The organism is Nostoc sp., assembly GCF_036917655.1.
In the GTDB taxonomy this organism is placed as follows: domain Bacteria; phylum Cyanobacteriota; class Cyanobacteriia; order Cyanobacteriales; family Nostocaceae; genus Nostoc.
In genome coordinates, this window is sequence record NZ_JBALCY010000009.1 from 293,260 (window position 1) to 314,075 (window position 20,816).

The window sequence follows — 20,816 nt, forward strand, 5'->3', positions numbered from 1 at the left end:
CAACTTGCATAATTTATTTTTTAAACGCATAGGCATACAGAGGTTAAACCCAAAAGTACACAGAAGACTTTCTCTGCGCTCCTCTGCGCTTTTGTTCTCTGCGAGACGCTTTGCGAATGCGTTCCTTTGCGTTTTATCAATTCTTCTTCTCTTCCTCCCATTACCTGCCTGGGCAGCACAAACGCAGCCAGAACGCACACCCTTAACCCTAGAACTATTACAAGAACGTCTACACACACCAACACTCCGCGAAGGCAATTTGACCGTTGATTTGCAGAAAATGGTGATTGATTTACGCCCAGAAAACGCTAGCTTTCGTGATGTTTTTTACCAACTGCTGCGAAAAGAACTAGGTGCAAAACCTCTGGGTTTAGACCTCAGCTATGCCCTGATTCTGGGGGATTTTGTAGGTAGTGATTTGGGTTTAAGAACACCCTTGTACTCGCAAGCGATGTCTGGCGACAAGCCGCGAGGCGTCTACGCTCCCATTTTCACAGCTACCGAACAAGAAGAACTAGAACGTTTGCGCTTTGTTTGCTTGCAGTCACTCACAATGTCTACGATGGGCTACGCCTATGCTTTATCCAACTCCAAAGATTGCCGATCGCTATTAGGAACACAGCCAATTCTATCCAGTGAAATCGCCGTCTTTCGTGGTGCATTGACACTGGTACAAACTCGCTTCAATGGCGAAGTCAAGTTCCCTAATACATTCTTTCTTCAGTCTGTAGATGTTCAAGGTGCAACTTTTCTCCAACCCACTAACTGGACTGAAACCAGATTTGGTCGTTCCGTTAGTTTTACCAGTGCTAACTTCCGCCAACAAAGCAATTTTCAGGGCAGTATTTTTTTTGAAAAAGCTAATTTTAAACAAACCAAATTTCAGGAATTTGCTAATTTTCAAGGCAGCATCTTTGAAAAAACTGCCAACTTCAACCAAGTAACTTTTAAGCAGTTAGCTAAATTCAATAGTGTGCAGTGGCAAGGAAATGCTGATTTTTCTGATGTGCGCTTTGCCAATCAAGTACAGTTTACTAAAGCGAATTTTAATCAGTTCCTCCTTTTAACAGAAGCGACTTTTGAGCAAACTGTGAGCTTCCGGGAAACGGAATTTAACCAATTGGTAAATCTGCAAGGTGCGAACATTCTTAACCAAGCAGATTTTAGCGATGCGATGTTTGCTCCAGAGGCTTGTTTAAGCGTACCTGGTTTAACTTTTAACTCCAACCAAGCAAAAATTTTAGGTAATCCCGGTGAGATTGGTAAGATGTTCTGCATCCCAACATTGCAAGGTAATCAAAATGTCTTGCGGAATTTGGGGCAAAATTTTCGTCAGCAACAGCAAGTAAGCGATGCTAATGAACTGGAATACACAAAACAACGACTACGATTAATAGAGTTTGTCCATCGTCTGACGGCTACAAATATTAATAGTGCAACTGTTGCAAACTTGATTAACCTGGGTTTTTCTGCAACTCAAGCCGAAGCGATCGCCCAGCGTCGTCTAATAAAAGCATTTCGCAATAGCAGTGAGTTACTCTCCTTAGCAGACATCGATTTAGAAAAATATACCCAATTGAGCGATCGCTTAATTGTAGGTGAAGCACTTTCTATCGGTGAATGGTTACTACAAGCTTGGAGTTGGTTGGCATTAAGTGTATTGCTATTGTTGAGTGGCTATGGTACGAATTTTTGGTTAGTGTTTGGCGTGGGAGGATTAGCGATCGCTTATTTCGGCTTACTATTTTGGCTAGTGGATCGCTATCGTCGGCTGCATCCGGTACCAATTATCCCCACATCCTACGAAACCATTTCGATATTAGTCAGTTTTAGCGTTTTAGAATTCTTCAGCTTACTAGCTATCTTTCGCAATGCTGAACAACCTTGGCTGACATTGGGGTGTCTTTTAATAATTATTGTCCCCCTGCCAATGGCTTTATTGATCCGACTTTACCAACAAGGTCGTTATCATGATTTAATGGACGTTTCTTACTTCACAGAAGACGGCACATTTCGCCAGTTACGATTGTTGATTGGACGTTTGCCAGTTATACCCAGGAATCAGACATTTCGGGAACGATATATGCCTTTGTTGTGCGATCGCCATTGGAACTGGCTCAACTACTATGATTTTAGCCTCAACAACCTACTTAAATTAGGATTTAACGATATTCGCTTGCGAGACGAACACTTACCAGGTATCATCTCTGCACTGGCTTGGTATCAATGGAGTTTGGGTGTAATTTACATCACGCTAGTTTTGTGGACACTTTCCCGCACAATTCCGGGATTGAATTTGCTGATTTATCTGAAGTAATTCCTGTACTTCCCACTACCGTTAAAACGAGCGATCGCTGAATTAGCGCCTGTTAGCACAAATTTAGGCTGTAGACTTAAAGGTATATTATGCTCAAGCCAATGCTTATAGGACTAGATGACTATGCGAATTAAGCAAATTTCTGTCAGTGGCTTATTTGGAATTTTTGACCATGTGATTCCATTGAACATGGACGAACGAACTACCATTATTCATTGCCCAAATGGTTTTGGAAAAACAGCAATTTTAAGAATTTTGAATAGTTTCTTCAACTCTCGATACGCAGACTTGAGAGCTATCCCGTTTAGAATTTTTAGAGTTGAATTTGATGATAATACTAATGTTGAAATAATTAAAAATGCCGAAAATGCAGAAGGATTAGAAACCAATAGTATTGTTTTAAACTTTTACAAGCATGATTTAAAACCACTTTCTTTTACTTTAATGCGAGTAAATAGTCGTTCTGATAGAGAAGTTTTCATGAGTGTTTCATCCGATGATATTATGCCAGAAAGAGAACAATTATATCCTCCAAGATTCATGAATATTCCTATCGAAAAAATTCGTCATTTAGAAGACTATCTACAGGGTTTTTATAGTGTATCATCCTCAAACTTTAAGTCACAAGAAGAACCTGATTGGCTAAAAAAATTGAAAAGTAATATTCCTATTCGCCTCATTGAATCACAACGGCTGCTTAATTTTATTCCTAACCGTTCTTCCAAACGGTCTGCTGAAACACCTTCAATGTTGTCCACTGTATCTGCCTATTCTGATGAACTTGCTAAACTGATGCAAGATAAATTTAAGGAATACGGTACAATATCTCAATCTCTTGACAGAACTTTTCCCATAAGAGTGGTTAAGCAACAATCATCCGCAGATTTAACAGATGAACAACTTCGCGATCAACTAAACGAACTTGAAGCGACTCGTTCTCGTCTCATAGAAGTAGGTCTTTTAGATAAAGATGAAGATTCAGAATTTCAAATCCAGCCTCAAGATATAGATGAAAGTACTAAAAATGCTTTGTCGGTATATGTTGAAGATGTGGAAAAGAAGCTGAGTGTTTTTGCTGAAATTGCAAGCAAAATTGATTTATTAAGGAAAATTATTAATAATAAGTTTGCTTATTCCTACAAAGAGATAAACTTTAGTAAAGAAAAAGGATTCGTTGTCACAACAAGTTATGACTCTCCATTATCTAATTCAAAAACTCTTTTACCAACAGATTTGTCATCAGGGGAGCAACATGAGTTAGTTCTTCTATATGAACTATTATTTAAAGTTCAACCGAATTCTCTAGTTTTAATTGATGAACCGGAATTATCTCTTCATGTAGGTTGGCAAGTTCAGTTTTTAAAGGACTTACAAGACATTACACAGCTTGCAGATTTAAATATACTAATGGCTACTCATTCACCAGATATCATTCAAGATCGCTGGGATTTGACGGTTGAACTGAAAGGGCCACAAAAGTGAGAGATTTTCTGACAGTTGACCGTGTTGCTAACCAAATTCGATTACGACGAAGCACATATACTGGAACTTTTTTATTAGTCGAAGGAAGTTCTGATAAAACTTTCTATAAGCGATTTGTTGACAAATTAGTTTGTGAGTTAGTTGAAACATCGGGAAAACCCTCTAGTAAGCAGCGTGCTATTGAAATTTTAAAAATTTTGGAGCAATCAAATTTTCAGGGAGTTTTAGCGATTGTTGATGCAGATTTTGAGCGCCTTGAAACTTTGTTATACACTAGTCCTAATCTGCTTCGCACCGACAGCCATGACCTTGAAACTATGCTGATTAACTCACCTGCATTTAACAAAGTACTCGCTGAGTTTGGTTCTGAAAAGAAAATTGCCCAGTTTCATCGAGACGTAAGATTAGTATTAGTTGAAACTGGAATGTCGGTAGGTTATTTACTTTGGATCTCTAAATGTGACGAATTAAATCTAACCTTTGATAGTATTACATTTAGCAAGTTCATTGATGAGCAAACTCTACAAATTGATGAAGTCAAGCTGATTCAGGAGATTAAGAATAAATCCCAAGCTTTCTCTTTGAAAGATGAAGATTTGCAAGAACGGCTAAAGAGTCAGAAAAACAATAACCATGATCCTTGGCAAATCTGCTGTGGTCATGATTTGGTGGAAATTCTGTCATTTGGCTTACGCAAAGTACTTGGTACTAACAAAGCTGCTGATGTTGAACCGAACAGTCTTGAGCGTAGTTTGCGGCTTGCTTACGAAGAAATCTACTTTTACCAGACACAACTCTACTTGGACATTCGGACATGGGAAAGCAATAATCAGCCATTTAGGGTTTTGCGGAATGATACATAATACCCAATTTGTAACCTATGTATAGTATTGTTATTTTTGACACGCCAGCATTTGAAGAGTGTTAGCGTCGGTAGAAAATCAGGCGATCGCATTCGTTGATGAGATACAATCTTATTCAAAATTTTATTACTTAAAATGATTTTCAGTTAAACAAACTCGTATTTAATATTATAAGTACTGAAATACTAAATTTGTAGCTGATTAATTTTCCCCTACTACCAAGGAGTAATAATGGTTTTAAGTCAATATCAACGTGCTGTAGGCGTATTTACTCATCGTCGAGATGCAGAACAAGCACTACATGAGTTGAGAGATTCTGGCTTGGCGATGGAGAAAGTATCTGTAGTTGTACAAAATGCAGACCGCAATCATGAGATTGCCGATGAGCAAATTAAAGAGCGCACTGGTGATAAAGCTGACGAAGGCGCAACAGTAGGAGGGCTTTCAGGGGGCGCTGTTGGTGGTTTGACTGGTTTATTAGTAGGTCTTGGGACTTTAGCAATCCCTGGAGTTGGGCCAATAATGCTGGCTGGCGCAGCAGCAACTGCTTTGGTTACAACCCTTGTAGGTGCAAGTATTGGTGCTGCTACTGGGACTTTTGCTGGTGCATTAGTTGGTTGGGGAATGTCGGAAGAACAAGCTAGAACATATAACGAGCGAGTAGAGTATGGACACTATTTAATAATCGTGGATTGTACATCTGTTGAAATTGCTAAAGTAGCAGAAATTCTACAGCGTTGGGGTATTGAAGAGTTTGGTATTTACGAGCATCTCAACAGTGAATATGTAACTACAAATTATCTGACCACAACGACTTCTGCTACTGCCATTCCTAGTAAAAGTGGGATAATGTCAAAGTATGCTGTTAGTTGCTTTAATAACATAGATAATGTTGAACCGGCAATTAACAATATGTGTGCCGCAGGTTTTTCAGTAAACCAGATTTCCTTAATTTGCAAAGACTTCTCTCAATTCAAAGGGTCAATAGGCGTTAATTTAAGTGAGCGGTTTGACCCTATCAGACTAGGAATAGCAGATGAGTGGGCACGCTTTTACAACGAGCAAATTGATCAAGGCAATTACATACTCATCGTTAGTGGTGCAGACAATGAGCTTGATCATGCTAGCTCTATTCTGAGCAATTATGGGGTTCAAGAGTGTCAAATTTATGACCCAATGTTAATTCGTTCCTGAAAACGAGTACCGGAAAGTTTAACAATTGTGTCAGAGCAAATAAATATACAGCAATACTTTCAAAATTCTCCGATCTTTAGCTGTATCTGTTACAGCCGATAAGTCAGGCAGAAAGTCAAGTATTTCAAGTGTGTCAGAGGAGGAAAATATTATTGATCAAGTAGAGTAATTTGTTAATAATATTCCGCCCGGAAAACGGGCGAATATATTATGATTAAGCAATTGTGCTGGCTAAATTACATATCTAAATCTCCTGAGAAATTTAGATATGTAATTAATACCCCTCTATAGTATAACCAGCAGATTGAACTATCTGTTTAATTGTCTCTTCAGAAGCCGAACCATCTACAGTTATGGTTTTTGCATTAACGTCCACATCTACTTTGGCATCAGATACCATAGTCTGAATAGATTTAGTTATTTTCTGCACACAGTCATCACCTTTAATATTTGTAACTTTCAATTTAGTTGCCATTACTTACCTCATTACCTCAACTGTAATTTCCATTTAATAAATATAATAACGGTTGGGATAGTGAGCGTACATCTTACTGAAGTAAGGTAATTGGGTATCACAGTGATAGTAGTAAATAATAGCTATACATAAATCGTTATTAATAGAATTTGCTGGTAGTAAAACGAATTAAGATGCCAAAATATATAAAGTTATTTATGAAAATACACCTAGTACTACTAACTTATAAAAAGCCGCTTTTTTAGTTTGTTTTGAGGATTCCGCCAGACATTCCAGATTCTTCTATAGGCGTTCCTGTTCGATATAGTTGTTCTGGAAGCACTACCTGAACATACAGGCGTCTATAGGTAAGTCACAAAACCTTTTATCTGTAGTTTTTAACTTATTCCTATGCTATAGATACTTATATCCAACTTTAAAAGCATATATATATTCAAAAAGCAGCTATCTTATGGCATAGATATGCTGTGGGCTTTGCAACAAAAGCCCTGAGTTAACCAATATGCTTGGGTTAAAGCCAAAAACCAAAACCAGCGTAAGTTGGGTTTCGTTCCTCAATCCAACCTACAAATATCCTTGTCTCGTTCCCAGTCTCCGACTGGGAACGCCATTCTAGAGGCTCCGCCTCCCTTGCTGGCGGCAGAGCTGCCAAGATCAGCATTTCCAGCCAGAGGCTGGAAACGAGGTTTTAAAAGGGTTTGCCCTTAAGTTGACACCTATGCACAGATGTTCGCCCCCACAAGTTGATTATTTAATTTCCCAACTAAACCTTTGCTTCCAAAGACTTGAGTAACTCGGTATTCACACCCGACTCACGAGTTAGGGCAATTTTGCCAGTGCGGGCGATTTCTCTCAAACCAAATTTTTGCAACACCTGCACGATCGCTACCATTTTACCTGGATCTCCCACAACTTCTAAGGTCAGAGAATCTTCCGCCACATCCACGACTCGCGCCCGGAAAATCTGAGACAGTTCGATTACTTCTGAGCGATTGCTGCTACTAGCATTCACCTTCAAAAGCATCAATTCCCGCTCGACGCAAGGAGTTTCGGTAATGTCCTGTACCTTCAGGACATTGACTAACTTGTACAGTTGCTTGGTGAGTTGCTCGATAATGCGATCGTCACCAGGTATAACCATCGTAATTCGGGAGACTCCTCCTTGTTCAGCAGGGCCAACAGCAAGGCTTTCAATATTAAAACCGCGACGTGCAAATAAACTAGAAATGCGGGAAAGAACACCCGCCTCATCTTCTACGAGAACTGAAAGGGTATGTTTCATCTTCGCCAACAGAGGCTAGAGCAGGAATTGAGGAACGCAGACACAAGCTAACGGCTACGCTAGACGGACTACCGCACTAAAAAAGTCAGTGCGACCTTCTATTTTAAACTGAATAGTTGCACTCATTGCATTCCTAGAGATAAATTGGGCAGAAATCATACTGCAAGCAGGAATTTCATTGAATACATATCTTTTCATTGGCAGATGCGGCATTTTTGTAAAGCCTTTATACTCAGATTTGATAAACCTCTAATAGGAGAAAAGTTTTTATGGGTTGGTTACAAAGATTGTTTGGAATGGAAAAACCTCAAAATGCAGAAGTAAATCCGACCGCACAGGCAATACCGGAAGCTGCGACTAGTAACGTTGCATCTACTTCTACGCAATCGACACCCCCAGAACGTGTGGGATTAAACGGAGAATATGACCAAAGTGGTTTAGCAAAGCGGGTAGCGTTGGCATTTGATGAAGATCCCCAACTCGACGATGTTAATACCCTTTGGGTTGCTCAGACTGGCAGCACTGTAGTATTGAAAGGTAAAGTTCCCAGTCAAGAAATTCTCAACAAAATGATTTCTGTAGCCCGTTCTGTGAATGGTACTACAGATGTTGACAGTAACCAAGCTACGATTGGCTAGGTGTTAAGGAATTAAAAATTTAGAAATTCAATCGTGGTAAAGGTGCTGGCTGACGCGATCGCATCCATTGCATACACCCATTGCATAATATTTAGGGAATAACCAACGGTTAGCGATGCCTGCGGGGGGCTACGCCTACCCCAACCGATCTCTCAATCCAATCTAAAATAGCTTGGTTGACTTGTTCTGGACATTCATCATGGGGACAATGCCCTACATTCTCCAAATTCAGCAGTTCCAATTTCTCGTTGTATTGAGCGAATTGGCTAGCCAGGGCTGGGGGAACAAACCGATCTTTTTCTCCCCAAATTAACAGCATCGGAATTGTTAAGGTTGGTAATACTTTCTTGACACTGGGACTAAAGTTAATTCCGATCGCAGCTTTGAACAAGGCACTAAAAGCCCTAACGGAACCTCTGTCTTGGGGAGGCCCAGCTAAAATTTCTATGAGTTCATCGGTAATCGCGTCTGGGTTAGCGTAGGCAAGACCTGCCCAGCGACGCAGCACCCCTGGACGGCGCACGAAGTTAAACACAGGTTTAAGTATCAACGGCGAAGCAACAATATTTTTAATTGCTCTGACAACTGGTTGCAGCACTGGCGGGATTGCTTCTTGCTCTAGTGAAGGGTCGGGTAAACTCATCATCACCATACCCAGCACCATGTCGGGGTGGGCGGCGGCGGCGGCCATGGAAATCAGTGAACCGTTGGAATTGCCTATTAATATCGCTGGTTGACGGATAAATGTTTTCCAGAAGTCGTAAACCTGCTCAACCCAGAATTCAATGCTGTAATTAGCTGCGGCTTTTTCGGAAGCGCCAAAACCCAACATATCGATGGCGTAGACTGTGTGGTGTTCACCCAACACCTCTAAATTATGGCGCCAATGACCAATGGAAGCGCCAAAGCCATGTAGCAATATTAGGGGTGTTGTCTTGTGGTGATTTTGGCTAGGGCGAATGTAAGTGTAGCGGGTTTGCCAGCCGCGCCAAACCCAGTCCCTTTGATTACCAACCCGTTCCTGCCAGTGTGTGGTCACAGTCTCCTTTAATTTACCAGCGTTAAATTCTATTATAAAACTTTGATTTTTCACGTTATGTGGAAAAACCAAACGAAACCTAACCCCAGCCCCTTCCCTATTAGCGTTGGGGAGTAAGCCTCAAAGCCTCTTCCCTATTAGGGGCTACGGTGTACACACAAGTCAAAATAAACTCAATACTATTTGAGGCAGGCATGGGAGGCAGGGATGCAGGGGGTGCAGGGGTTGCAGGCTAAGGACTTTTCAATCCAAAGTCTCCTTAACTTCCCCTGCCTCAAAAAGAAATTTTACGCAGTATTGAAAGTCAACTAGTTTATAAGGTTGTATTATAGCGGTTCTCACTTGAGTGAGGTACAAGAACCCCACCCCCAACCCCTCCCCGCTCTTCGATAGGGGGCTATGATGTATTTCATGTCATTAGGAAACGCTATAGTACGAGTGTGTCAAGACCGTCGGTCATTAGGACAGTCTAAATTGCTTTTTGAATACTTAAGCCAACAGCCTTGTGACTAACGTTTCGCTACCCTTGCGTCACCCGAAGGGTTTTGGGGTGTCCCCAAGTGCAGCAAGTGGCGTAGGTTGGTGGGATCTTCCGGGGCAAAAAATATCACTAATCCAAGCGTATTGACGTAAGTCCAGCTACCATCTCAAACTAGTTGCTCTGAGCAACTGCTTAAAGGTAGGCAAACTTCCCCCACAGTGTACTAGTACCGCAAGGCGGAAGTCAAAAGTCAAAAGTATTATGGAATAAGCTCTTTAGGGATTTTAAATGGTTGCTCTATTTCCGCCGTGGCGTACTAGTTTATCTGTGGGTTCATTTTCATAAAATAATCTTTTGCAAAAGAATAATTCCTAGCAAAAAATATTGGCGCAATCATGCTCGAAAATTTTGATTGCGATCGCTAATTTCCAGTCTAGTATTTTAAAATTTGCCATTACAGACAACTATCTAAAGAGTGAAAGTTTTTCCTCGAAATCCAGCCATTAGTTAGTTGTATATTTTTGATAAAAGATTAACAATACAGCATATCGCCAAGACACATTTTATTTCTTAAATCTTGCTAAAGATCATGATATATTGAGCTTGACGGCATTAACCCTCCTCGGCAATTATAAAGAGACGGCTATTAAAAGCCACTTATCCTCCTGCTTGACTGCGATTTTATAACTGTAAAATCGCCTAGTTGCAGTAATTATCTTTATTATTGCAACATACCATATCACCACAGTATCCCTGCTTATCTTTATTAGTGTTATCTGCGGGTTTTAAAAAATCAAATAGGAATCCTATACTATGTCTGGTGAACATTTGGATAAATGTTAGTTATGAGATGTCAGAGCAGCTACTCATAATGTCCAACATCTGAATTTTCCAGAGTTAACGGTTGCATTTGTGGTTTCCATATAGAGGCAAACCAAACAATCATCTGGATATTTGTATTCACTTAACCTTACATCCAGTATTTTCCAATAGTCAATCCAAGAATTTGAAAAGAGGATATTTCCATGTCTAGTTTGTTTCGTTGGTCATCAGCAAGGGTTGCTTTACTAGTTCTGGGAATGACACCTGCTATAATAACTCCCATCCTAATTTCTGCCCCAGCTTCATCCCAAGAGACTGTTCCATCTACAACACCATCGCCTGAGACCCCATCACCTGCGACCCCATCACCTGCGACCCCATCGCCTGAGACCCCATCACCTGCGACCCCATCACCTGCTTCAACAGTTAACTTGTCTGATGTTTCCTCAGATTATTGGGCGCATCCCTTCATTCAAGCCCTAGCTGACAATAACGTGATTGCTGGCTTTCCTGATGGCAGCTTTAGACCGAATCAAGCTGTGACTCGTGCTGAATTCGCCGCCCTAATTCAAAAAGCTTTCGGTAACCAAAACCGAGTTCGGCAATTAAGCGCAGGTGGATTTAGTGATGTTCCTGCTAACTATTGGGCGGCTTCTGCAATTCAGAGCGCCTATGAAACTGGATTTCTGGCAGGCTATCCTGGGAACGTGTTTAGACCAAATCAACAAATACCAAGGGTACAGGCGATCGTTGCTTTAACGAGTGGTTTGGGTTTAACTAGTAGCAGCACTGGAACAAGTAGTGACCTCAGCACCTACTACAATGACGCCTCAAGTATCCCGGACTATGCTGTTAGTAGTGTGACAGCAGCAACACAATCTAATATTGTTGTTAATTATCCAGATGTAAAACAACTTAATCCCCAACAGCCCCTGACTCGTGCAGAAGCTGCGGCACTCTTATATCAAGCTTTAGCTAAAACAGGAAGGGTGCAACCCATTGCGAGCAATCTTCCAGCTACTCAGTATATTGTCGGTGGAACTCAAGCCGCTACCGATATTGTTTCTCTTGCTGCATCCAGTAGTTCTTTTACAACTTTGACTTCTTTATTGAAGACAGCTGGTTTAGCAGATATTCTTCAACAGCCAGGCCCTTATACAGTCTTTGCTCCTACCGATGCAGCATTTGCTGCTTTACCTGCTGCTACCTTACAGCAGTTACAGCAACCAGAAAACAGAGAAGCATTGGTTAAGATTTTGAGATACCATGTGGTTCCTGGTGCAGTAACTTCTAGTCAACTTTCGGCTGGGGAACTGAAAACCGATGAAGGAAGACCTGTAAATATTCAAATTGATCGTTCTAACAATCAAGTCGCGGTGAATAATGCCAGAATCATCCAGCCGGACGTGAAAGCTAGCAATGGTGTTATCCATGCAATTAACCAAGTCCTGATTCCGCCTGATGTTAACATCAGTAAGTTAAATCAGCCACCAACAGGAAGCACAACAACGCCTGATGTTAATGTAGGTAGAGCTACTCGTGGTGGCAGAAGCTACATTGGGGTTGGTGGTAACATTGGTTTGAGCGGCGGCGATTCCGCTCTGAGCGATGGTAACTTTACAGTAATCAGCAAACTTGGTCTGACAAACTATCTATCAGTGCGACCCTCGGTGATATTTGGGGACGATACACTATTTCTAGTTCCCATAACTTTGGATTTTTCTCCCCGCAGAGCAGGTTCGGTGGGTGAGAGAACCTTTGCTATATCTCCTTACATAGGTGCTGGCGTAGCAATTGAAGCTAATCTTAATACTGATATTGGATTACTACTAACTGGTGGTGTAGACGTTCCTCTCGGTTCTAAACTGACGCTAACAGGTGGTGTAAATGCTGCTTTTCTGGATGACACTGATGTCGGGCTACAATTAGGAATTGGCTATAACTTCTAAGTAAATAGAAGTAGAACATGCGCTAGGGTAGCACAGATGTGCTACCCTACTGGATTCCGGCAAATAGAAAACAGCTATAATAGTAAGTTGGCATCAAACTGTATTAAGGTCGCTTGATGGCTAAAGTAAGTCCATCGGCAATGGGGACAAGGGAGAGCGTTACCCGTTCGTCATGATGTAACTTTTCGTTGAGCGCCCGGATAGCTTGGGTGCTTTCATCTTGATTTTGCTCCTCAGCGACTTGTCCTGACCATAAAACATTATCAATAGCAATCAATCCCCCTGGACGCACCAATTGCAGCGATCGCTCATAATATCCATCATAATTTTCTTTATCGGCATCAATAAAGGCAAAATCAAATGTCTCGGCTTGCCCAGTTGCCAACAGCTGATCTAAAGTTTCCAAAGCTGGTGCCAACCGCAGATCGATTTTATCGGCAACTCCGGCTTCTTGCCAATATCGGCGGGCGATCGCAGTAAATTCTTCACTCACATCAGCAGCGATAATCTTGCCATCCTCAGGAAGGGCTAAGGCAACTGAGAGTGAGCTATAACCTGTAAACACTCCAACTTCCAGGGTTTTCTTGGCTCCAATGAGCTGCACCAAAAGTCTCATAAACTGCCCTTGTTCTGGTGAAATCTGCATTTTACTTCGGGGATGGCTGGCGGTTTCTTGGCGCAACTTCAAAAGAATCTCTGGTTCCCGCAGCGAAACGGATAAAAGATAATTGTAGAGTTGGTTATCAAGACCTATAGACTGTTTTGGCATAGTAGCTCAGAGAATTGAAAGAATTTACAGTTATACTATCGCTGAAAACCATCTAACATCTCAATTAACAAAACAAGTTGCCCTGGCAACTGGTTAAAGGTAGGCAAACTGACGCAAAGCGCGATCGCAGCAGTGTTTCTGATATGCACATTTTTCACCGGATTTTGCTGGAGCTTCAGTGAGTTCATCAACCCGATGATCTACGCACTCACCTTCACCAAGCAGCAAGCTACTCTGGTATCTGTGCGCATTGCGGGTAAATCCCTGCTAGAAACTTTCATCCCGAATTTTCCACGTCTTTGTCGGACTTACACCGTTAATTTTGTTTATTACTAGCTTTGTCATGTGGCGATATCGTCATCATGCAAAAACTACTAAGCTAAAACACATCTAATTTGCATATTAAAATTTTCTCAATATCTTGTGGGGTGGGCATCTTGCCCGCCCTGATTATGCAACTTGAATGCCGATTAGCTTAATAGCGATCGCCCAAGAGAAATGTCACAGTTAGGTCGAAATTAACTGACAACTGAGATTGCTACTGCGGACACCGCAGGGGTTGCCAAAGGTATCGCTTGACTTTCAAGCCAGTTGTTACAGCCATTTTATATTTAATTCAACCCACCTGACTTGAAAATGACTACTAGGGAAGAAAGATTTTCATTTGTTCTGGTGTCCGCAGTTCATGAAAGCTACTTATGAGCAATTAGGAAATTTAAAAATCTGCCAAAATGGCAACCAGATTCTGATTAACCAAGTTAAATTGTACGAAGATAAACGACTTCAAGGGTTTTGTTATCAGGGACTACCACGTAAGCAAATTCCTTTTGTAAAACACTATTTACCAAGTGATTTGCAAAAATAAAAAACTATCTCTACCAATTATTTGCAGCGGATTTTCCTCAGCAGATAAATATCAATAATCAGGTTTGGCATTTGCTGCAACAGGAATATTAAATGCGTATGGGCGTTGTTGTTGAACTACGCATTAGCCCCCAAATAACGGGCAACGTCTGTATACATTCCTGTTCACTTCAGTGGCAAATGGCAGAGTGGGAGTTTGAAAGCTGACTGATATGCTTCCTTCCACTCTCTTTTTATTTAGCTACGCCGAATAGCCCGTCGCAGGCATCGCTCTCATATCTGCCAATCACAGGACTTACGCAAACAATAGCCGAAAAGAAAGATTTTTAGGTAGGGGCAATTCATGAATTGCCCCTACAATGTGTAGTTTTGCGTAAGTCCTAAATCAAAAAAACAACCATCAGCTCAATTAGAACATAAATTATTTTGATAAATCACTATCCCGTAAAAACTCAATAATTGCTGCATTCAACACCTCAAAAGCGCCAGTTGAAGCATCATGACAGCAGTTAGACAAAATTTGGAATTTGGAATTGGGGATATACTTATGCAATTTTTCACCATGACTAGCAGGAAACCAACTATCTTGATCACCCCACAAAACTAGTGTCGGACACTTAATTGAACTCAGGTTATTTTGAATTTTGGTGAGCATATTTGGCTTATTTGCTTGCCAATTCTCAATTTCTTGCGCTGCTATTTGTAACTCTTCGGCGACTTTTGCAACCGTACCTGGCAGTTCAATAAACGGGTAAGTTATCCAATAGACATCTTCCTGTGTCAAAATTGATGGCTCGAATAATACCCTACGTCTTTCTATTGCCATAATTTCTCTAAATAGAGGTGCAAACAAATATGCCAGCCGTAAGGAGTCTATTGTTTGTATTACTTCCAGGGGCGTTTGGGCAAGTAACCACATAGCCCAATGGGGTAGTTGTTCGGCAAAAACAGGTACGTTTACTACTACAAGCTGCCCGACTAACTGCGGATGTTCTTGAGCAAGTGCAAGGGCAACTAATCCCCCCAGAGATTCAGCCACAATCACTGCGGGTTCATCACATAATTCCTGAATAATTCTTTGAAACTCAATAACTTGATGGCCGTTGTGTTCTCTACGAGACAATGGTTTTTCGGAAAAACCAAAACCTTTGGCATCAAAACAAATTACCCGAAAATATTTAGATAATGGTGCTATACTGTGACGCCAATTGTAGCTCCAACTACCCATGCCATGTAATAAAATTAGCGGTTTACCTTTACCTTTTTCGCCATAAGCAATTTGTACAGGATACCCTTTAGCATCAGTAATAACTAGACTTTGCCGCCCTTTGGGAAAAGTAGCTTGCCACCAATCTTTCATTCCATTATCAACAAATAATTTAACTAATTCTGGGGGTTTAAGTAAAGAGTAACTAACAAGACATTCGGCGATCGCTCAGTCGAGTCGCGGCAAGTTTTGTGGCAGGATCTAAATCTCCGTTACAAAACTTAATTACGAATTACGTTAGCGCAGCGTCGGAACGAGCGTCATTATGAATTATTTTAACCGCCAGTTAAGGCGTTCCACAGCATTCTAACTAGGATCACGGGCAATGCTACTAAAACAATGGAGATTAGCAACAATCCAGCCAAAACGGCAAAGATAAACCACCTGTCTGCACTCTTTTGCTGGCTGGGAAACTTTAAGTATTCTTCCAATAGCTTGATATTATAAGTGTTAGCTGTCCAGGCAAAATCAAAAAAGTCTCCCAAAATTGGGACAGCCCCTACCAAGCCATCAATGATCACATTCAAAACCATTTTGCCTAAAGTGGCTCTAGATACACCCAGCCGCGCTGCTTCTAGGATGATGTAGCTAGAAAACATGACTCCCAAAAAATCACCACCAATAGGTATCAGTCCTATAATTGGATCTAGACCAAAACCAATTTTTGTACCAGGAATGGTAATAACATTATCCAGCAGCCGACTTAACTGACGCAGGCGCTTCAAGGTGGGTGCTTTGGCATCAGGTTCAATCATCGAAAATCGAGGCGGAGAATCAGACATAAAGGCGATCGCTAACTTTGGATTGAATCGTTAGATATTTTACTCTTCTACTAAGGTTTTGCTAAAATTTCCTCAGAGATTTTAGCTATATTTTCTATTTTCCGGGGGATTCTGACTGTGCTTTTGGGCGCATATCTTCGCCGACAGTCACGTTCAACTGATCGCCGATTAACATAACAGCAGCGCTCATCGACAGCCAGAGCATTAAAACTATCACAGCCCCTACTGCACCATAGACTTTATTATAATTCCCAAAATTCGCCACATAAAGCCGAAATAGGGCAGACAATATTGCCCAAAAAACAGCTGCTAAAATTGCTCCTGGCATCATTGGCGTGCCTGAGTTCCACTGGCTTGGCCCATAACGATAGACAAAGCCAAAGGCGACAGCAACAATACTTAAAGCTAAAGGCCAGCGTAACAGCTTCCAAAGATAGAACAAGAAGATCAAAGAACCATTTCCGCTCACTACCATTGCCAATAGTAGATCGCTGGTAAAAACTAAGAAAGAAGCCAATACTAAAAGCAACATAGTGCCGACTGTTAATCCCAGAGAGACGAGCTTGGCTTTCCAAAAGGGGCGCATCTTTTCTGGAGGAATTTGATGGATTTGGTCGAGGGCTGTCATAGCGGTATTCACCGCCCCAGAAGCAGTCCAGATTGCCAATACAAAGCTCAAAGAAAATAAACTGCTGTTTTTGGAGTTGGTAATTTCTGTGGTGGCAAAATTACGAATCAGATCCAGGGCTTCTTCAGGTAGGACTTGACTTAGTTGAATCGCCAGTTGGTTAAAGGTGGCTTGCAAAGATTCTGCCAATAAGCCGATGGCTGTGATCAGAGCCAGAATTGCTGGAAACAGCGATAGCATGGCATTGAAGGCGATTTCCGAGGCAAGTCCCAAAAGTCGTCTTTCGATTGTCCTCGTAAAAGTTTTTTTGAGCGTGCGCCAATTGAGGTGGCGAAAGAATCGGAAAAAACGAGGCTTTGGCATGATTTAGAGTTAAAACTGGTTGAGTTTATTAACTGTAGGACTTACGCAGAAGAGATCCCCCAACCCCCTTAAAAAGTTGGCTCTTTCAGATCCCCCCCTTTTTAAGGGGGGTTAGGGGGGATCAAAGTTTTAGGTTTTCAGTGCGTAAATCCTAAACTACTTTCCCAAATTTTGCGTAGCGATCGCATCTATCTTTTTACCGCAAGAATACGAGTGGGGAGAGACTTCCTAACTAATGACTCTTGACTAATGACTCTTGACTAATAACCATTGACTAATAACTAATAACTATTTATTTATGAATCAAGATTTGACACAACAGTGGTTGACAGAAATCCAGGTACTCAAAGAGCAGATGGCGGTACTTCAGGGCGATCGCGATGTCGCTTGGGAAAGTGCCCAAAAATGGCGTCAGCTTTATAACACAGAAGCAGAACAACGCCGCACAGATGCCCAACTGTCCCAACAGGCGATCGCATCCCTGAAGGCAGACCTGTATAAACTCCAGGGTATTGAGGTCGAGACACTGGCTGCTGGGACACCATTAACAGCGATCCAACAAGAAATAGAACAACTAAAATCTGTGGAGGACTTGCAAGCTAAACTCATCGCCGTGATCAAAGAACGCGATCGCCTCTTGCAAGCTTTCAAAACTGAGCAGGATAACCACGCCCAAACCCGCAATAGCCTGACTACTGCTTTGGGTGATGCTATTGATAGCTTGACTCGCGAACGAGCATTAGCAGAAGCAAACAAGGGTAATACTAAATAGCCAAATACCTATCTAAACTTGCTTATCCTTGATTATTGTGAGCAAGGATAAGCTGACCAATCAAATCTCTTAACTTATCCTGCCACCAAAGTCCGTCATAGTGCAAGTTATCTATTATAGAAAAGTCTAGTTTGGAAAACTTTGGATAAGTTTTATTTAACGGATAATTGCCAATTACCTCATGCAACTAACTCAAGGCAAGGTAAAATACCCATGTTCAGGCGCTTAATTGTGATTGTGACTGCCGCTATACTCTTTAGTAGCTCTTTGACGCTGGCAGAGACTAAAAAGCCCAAACCACCGGATAAATTTCCTCCTAATCCCCTAGAAATTACCACACCCGATCCACTGCTACCACGTTTGCCCAAGGATAAACAGCCGTTAACTCTCGAAGAACAGCAAAAGTTAGAACCAGCGCTGGATGCCTTAAACCAAGAAGCAGCGGCAAAACTGCAAGCAGGGGATCAGCTGGCGGCGTTTGAAATTTGGAACCGGGAACTGCGCTTGCGGCGCTTTTTAGGTTCATTCGCAGAGGTGCAAGCATTATCACGAGTCGGGGCGATCGCTTGGAAGCAAAACGACGGCCCAGAAGTACAATATATTACGCAGCGATTGCAAACAATTCAAAAGCAGGCACAATCTCAGAAAACAACAGCCCAAATTGATCTAGAATTGTGGCGATCGCTAGGGCAAGCTTACCAAAATGTGCGATCGCTTAAACTAGCTGTAGAAGCTTACGACCAAGTTTTGCTAGTGGTGCGACAGCAAAAAAATCCAACAGCATTAGTAGAAATCCTCAAGACAATTGGAGAACTACATTTGACTTGGTTTGATTATCGCAAAGCTGCCCCAGTTTACGAGGAATTGTTGAGTTTAGCTACTTCCCAAGGCGAACGTGGAAACGAGGTAACATATCTGCAACAGCTGGCTGAAATTTACGAGCAGACAAACCAACCACAGCAGTCATTGAATGTACTTAATAAGCTAGCAGAAATTTACGTCAATGAAAATAATCTTACTGAAATACCACAATTAAAGCTAGCGATCGCTTCAGATTACGAATCTCTAGCAAAGAAAGATCCTAACTTACTGCTAGAAGCTTTTAAAAATTATCAAGAAGCTTATACCACTGCTTGGCAATTACAGGAGTATGTTCGTGCTGGTGACGCTTTGCAGAAGTTAATTGCGCTGTATCGTTCTCAAGGCCAAACAGCCGAGGCTTTGCAGGCTAGCCAAATTCTTGTGCAGATACAGGCGCAAGCCGTCAACTTTTACGGGATGATGCAAGCTTATGACCAAATTGGGCAATTATATCTAGAACGCAAAGAATTTCCTCAAGCACTAACAGCTTTTCAAAAAGGGTTAGAACTAGCGCAACAACTTAAACATGAGGAAGCATACTTTACTGGGCAAATTGAAAAAGTCTCGAAAGCAAATTTGTAGCCAATATTAGAGGATGTTCAGAAAGTCTCAATTCATCCTAGCCCTGGCGACTAGAAGTCGCACGCCAGTTGCTCATGGGAAAACCCCCTGTTCCCGCACTGGCTTGGCTATACAGGCAAAACCACCTGCGTGGGTTTCAAACCCTTGATTTTCTCTTAGTCCACGGAGGTGGACGAGAGCTTGTGTAGTAGCGACTTCTAGTCGCCTAATAGTTTTCAAACATCCTCTGAGATAATTGAATGGAAATTGAAAAACTTGATGAACTAAACTCTCAAATATGTTAGAGAAAAAAGAATTTTCAACCGAGATAGACAGTTCAGTTAAAAATATCTTGCTCATAGGCGCAACCGGCTATATTGGTGGAGCATTGTGCCGCAAGCTTTCTCAAACACAATATTTTGCCGTGTTAGCCCTTGTGCGTCCAAGCAGTGATATTGAGGCTATCAAACCCTTCTGTAAAAAAATAATTTACTCCCAAAAAGAACAATTTTCTCAACAGGATGTTGAAGAAGTAATTCGCAAGCATGATGTTAAAACGATAATTAATTTGGCATGGCACATGCCTGCGGAATCAACCAAAGAAGCTCAATTTGAGAAGGATCGTATAGTATTAGAAGCCGCTTTACACGCTGCTAGTGCGGTTTCACCAGATATTCATGTCATCGCCACCAGTGGGAATTTCTCTTTAGTGACTACTGAGGGAGGAAGAATAACAGAAACACCTCGCCACACAGGTTCCAGAAAGCTTGAATATTTAGCATGGATTGAGTTACTAGTAGATGTAAATTCGATGAAGGATGAATTAATAGAGAAATATATCAGTAAAGGAGGTAACGCCTCCATCATCTATCCCTCATCAGTGTATGGTTCATCGCCTACCCGTGGCAGTATCTGGGATTTTGCAATTCAGCAGTTCATCACCGGGAAACCGCACCAAGCCTATCAGCCATTTCCGCCAGACTTTATGACAGCGTGGATTCACGTTGAAGATTTGGCAGACTGCTACATTGCCGCAGCACGAAGAGGCTCCAAAGGAGGACACTACCTTGCAGCGGCTGAAAATCTGAGTATTAGCCAGATGGCAACTTTGTTTGCGGAGGCTGCTCAGGTAAAATTTAAAGCACCAATATTTGAAAATAAAGACAACGTGGTATTTGATGATTCTTACACCAGAGAAGTACTTCAACTTCAATGGAAATATAAGGCGGCTGATGATGTTAAGGCTTGGGTAGAGCGAATCAAAGAGTTGGGAACTTATTTCTTAGAGGATTAGGACTTACGCACACTCTACAAATTCTTCTCAACTCTTAGAGAGGCTGCACCAACGAGACGCTACGCGTTGGCGTTGGCGCAGCCTCCCCAAGAGAAGCCTCTCGCAGAGAAGGC

19 protein-coding genes are annotated in these 20,816 nt (G+C 41.6%); 10 read left to right on the forward strand and 9 right to left on the reverse strand.

From position 1 onward, the window contains the following. Window positions 1-4: 4 nt before the first annotated feature. From V7K30_RS05670 to V7K30_RS05685, 4 genes are all read left to right on the forward strand, one after another. Complete coding sequence (locus V7K30_RS05670; protein ID WP_334997933.1) at window positions 5-2,317, forward strand: pentapeptide repeat-containing protein; 2,313 nt, start codon at window positions 5-7, stop codon at window positions 2,315-2,317. A gap of 123 nt (window positions 2,318-2,440) precedes the next feature. After that, window positions 2,441-3,799, forward strand: a complete 1,359-nt coding sequence (locus tag V7K30_RS05675; protein WP_334997935.1) for an AAA family ATPase — start codon at window positions 2,441-2,443, stop codon at window positions 3,797-3,799. Next, window positions 3,796-4,662 (forward strand): DUF4435 domain-containing protein, encoded by an 867-nt coding sequence (locus V7K30_RS05680; RefSeq protein ID WP_334997937.1) that lies wholly within the window; start codon window positions 3,796-3,798, stop codon window positions 4,660-4,662. Before V7K30_RS05675 ends, V7K30_RS05680 begins: the two co-directional genes overlap by 4 nt. Window positions 4,663-4,893: 231 nt before the next feature. Beyond that, window positions 4,894-5,856, forward strand: coding sequence for a general stress protein (locus V7K30_RS05685; protein ID WP_334997939.1), 963 nt, complete (start codon window positions 4,894-4,896; stop codon window positions 5,854-5,856). Window positions 5,857-6,130: 274 nt separating this feature from the next. On the opposite strand, the gene V7K30_RS05690 is transcribed toward V7K30_RS05685, so the two are convergent. Continuing rightward, entirely contained in the window at window positions 6,131-6,331 is a 201-nt protein-coding gene (locus tag V7K30_RS05690; RefSeq protein WP_300423736.1) for a heavy-metal-associated domain-containing protein, read from the reverse strand. A gap of 763 nt (window positions 6,332-7,094) precedes the next feature. Then, on the reverse strand, window positions 7,095-7,613 hold the full coding sequence (gene ilvN / locus V7K30_RS05695; protein ID WP_298906950.1) for an acetolactate synthase small subunit: 519 nt from the start codon (window positions 7,611-7,613) through the stop codon (window positions 7,095-7,097). A 269-nt stretch (window positions 7,614-7,882) separates the two neighbouring features. On the opposite strand from ilvN, the gene V7K30_RS05700 reads away from it, so the two are divergent. Next, window positions 7,883-8,251: a phospholipid-binding protein gene (locus tag V7K30_RS05700; RefSeq protein ID WP_334997941.1), complete on the forward strand. Its 369-nt coding sequence runs from the start codon at window positions 7,883-7,885 to the stop codon at window positions 8,249-8,251. A gap of 109 nt (window positions 8,252-8,360) precedes the next feature. Here V7K30_RS05700 and V7K30_RS05705 read toward each other — a convergent pair whose 3' ends face one another. Further along, on the reverse strand, window positions 8,361-9,290 hold the full coding sequence (locus V7K30_RS05705; protein WP_334997943.1) for an alpha/beta fold hydrolase: 930 nt from the start codon (window positions 9,288-9,290) through the stop codon (window positions 8,361-8,363). 1,506 nt (window positions 9,291-10,796) lie between these two features. Between V7K30_RS05705 and V7K30_RS05710 the strand changes: the two genes are divergently transcribed. After that, window positions 10,797-12,542: a fasciclin domain-containing protein gene (locus V7K30_RS05710; RefSeq protein ID WP_334997945.1), complete on the forward strand. Its 1,746-nt coding sequence runs from the start codon at window positions 10,797-10,799 to the stop codon at window positions 12,540-12,542. 103 nt (window positions 12,543-12,645) lie between these two features. Here V7K30_RS05710 and V7K30_RS05715 read toward each other — a convergent pair whose 3' ends face one another. Together V7K30_RS05715 and V7K30_RS05720 are read right to left on the reverse strand one after the other, a co-directional pair. Next, window positions 12,646-13,311: a class I SAM-dependent methyltransferase gene (locus V7K30_RS05715; RefSeq protein ID WP_334997947.1), complete on the reverse strand. Its 666-nt coding sequence runs from the start codon at window positions 13,309-13,311 to the stop codon at window positions 12,646-12,648. Window positions 13,312-13,346: 35 nt separating this feature from the next. After that, window positions 13,347-13,499: a hypothetical protein gene (locus tag V7K30_RS05720; RefSeq protein ID WP_334997949.1), complete on the reverse strand. Its 153-nt coding sequence runs from the start codon at window positions 13,497-13,499 to the stop codon at window positions 13,347-13,349. 497 nt (window positions 13,500-13,996) lie between these two features. Here V7K30_RS05720 and V7K30_RS05725 point away from each other — a divergent pair, with 497 nt between their 5' ends. After that, window positions 13,997-14,176, forward strand: coding sequence for a hypothetical protein (locus tag V7K30_RS05725; RefSeq protein WP_334997951.1), 180 nt, complete (start codon window positions 13,997-13,999; stop codon window positions 14,174-14,176). 420 nt (window positions 14,177-14,596) lie between these two features. Here the strand turns inward: V7K30_RS05725 and V7K30_RS05730 are convergent, their stop codons facing one another. The 3 genes from V7K30_RS05730 to V7K30_RS05740 form a co-directional block, all read right to left on the reverse strand. After that, window positions 14,597-15,535: an alpha/beta fold hydrolase gene (locus V7K30_RS05730; protein WP_334997953.1), complete on the reverse strand. Its 939-nt coding sequence runs from the start codon at window positions 15,533-15,535 to the stop codon at window positions 14,597-14,599. 182 nt (window positions 15,536-15,717) lie between these two features. Then, on the reverse strand, window positions 15,718-16,224 hold the full coding sequence (locus V7K30_RS05735; protein ID WP_334997955.1) for a DUF4112 domain-containing protein: 507 nt from the start codon (window positions 16,222-16,224) through the stop codon (window positions 15,718-15,720). A gap of 94 nt (window positions 16,225-16,318) precedes the next feature. Beyond that, window positions 16,319-17,215: a YihY/virulence factor BrkB family protein gene (locus tag V7K30_RS05740; protein ID WP_334997957.1), complete on the reverse strand. Its 897-nt coding sequence runs from the start codon at window positions 17,213-17,215 to the stop codon at window positions 16,319-16,321. A 298-nt stretch (window positions 17,216-17,513) separates the two neighbouring features. Between V7K30_RS05740 and V7K30_RS05745 the strand changes: the two genes are divergently transcribed. Together V7K30_RS05745 and V7K30_RS05750 are read left to right on the forward strand one after the other, a co-directional pair. Beyond that, window positions 17,514-17,987 (forward strand): hypothetical protein, encoded by a 474-nt coding sequence (locus V7K30_RS05745; protein ID WP_334997958.1) that lies wholly within the window; start codon window positions 17,514-17,516, stop codon window positions 17,985-17,987. Between the two features lie 213 nt (window positions 17,988-18,200). Further along, the gene (locus V7K30_RS05750; RefSeq protein ID WP_334997959.1) at window positions 18,201-19,430 is read left to right on the forward strand and encodes a tetratricopeptide repeat protein; all 1,230 of its coding nucleotides are present in this window, start codon (window positions 18,201-18,203) and stop codon (window positions 19,428-19,430) included. Between the two features lie 72 nt (window positions 19,431-19,502). Here the strand turns inward: V7K30_RS05750 and V7K30_RS05755 are convergent, their stop codons facing one another. After that, complete coding sequence (locus V7K30_RS05755; RefSeq protein ID WP_334997960.1) at window positions 19,503-19,649, reverse strand: hypothetical protein; 147 nt, start codon at window positions 19,647-19,649, stop codon at window positions 19,503-19,505. 58 nt (window positions 19,650-19,707) lie between these two features. Here V7K30_RS05755 and V7K30_RS05760 point away from each other — a divergent pair, with 58 nt between their 5' ends. Next, on the forward strand, window positions 19,708-20,703 hold the full coding sequence (locus V7K30_RS05760) for an NAD-dependent epimerase/dehydratase family protein (protein ID WP_334997961.1): 996 nt from the start codon (window positions 19,708-19,710) through the stop codon (window positions 20,701-20,703). The last annotated feature ends 113 nt before the right edge of the window (window positions 20,704-20,816 follow it).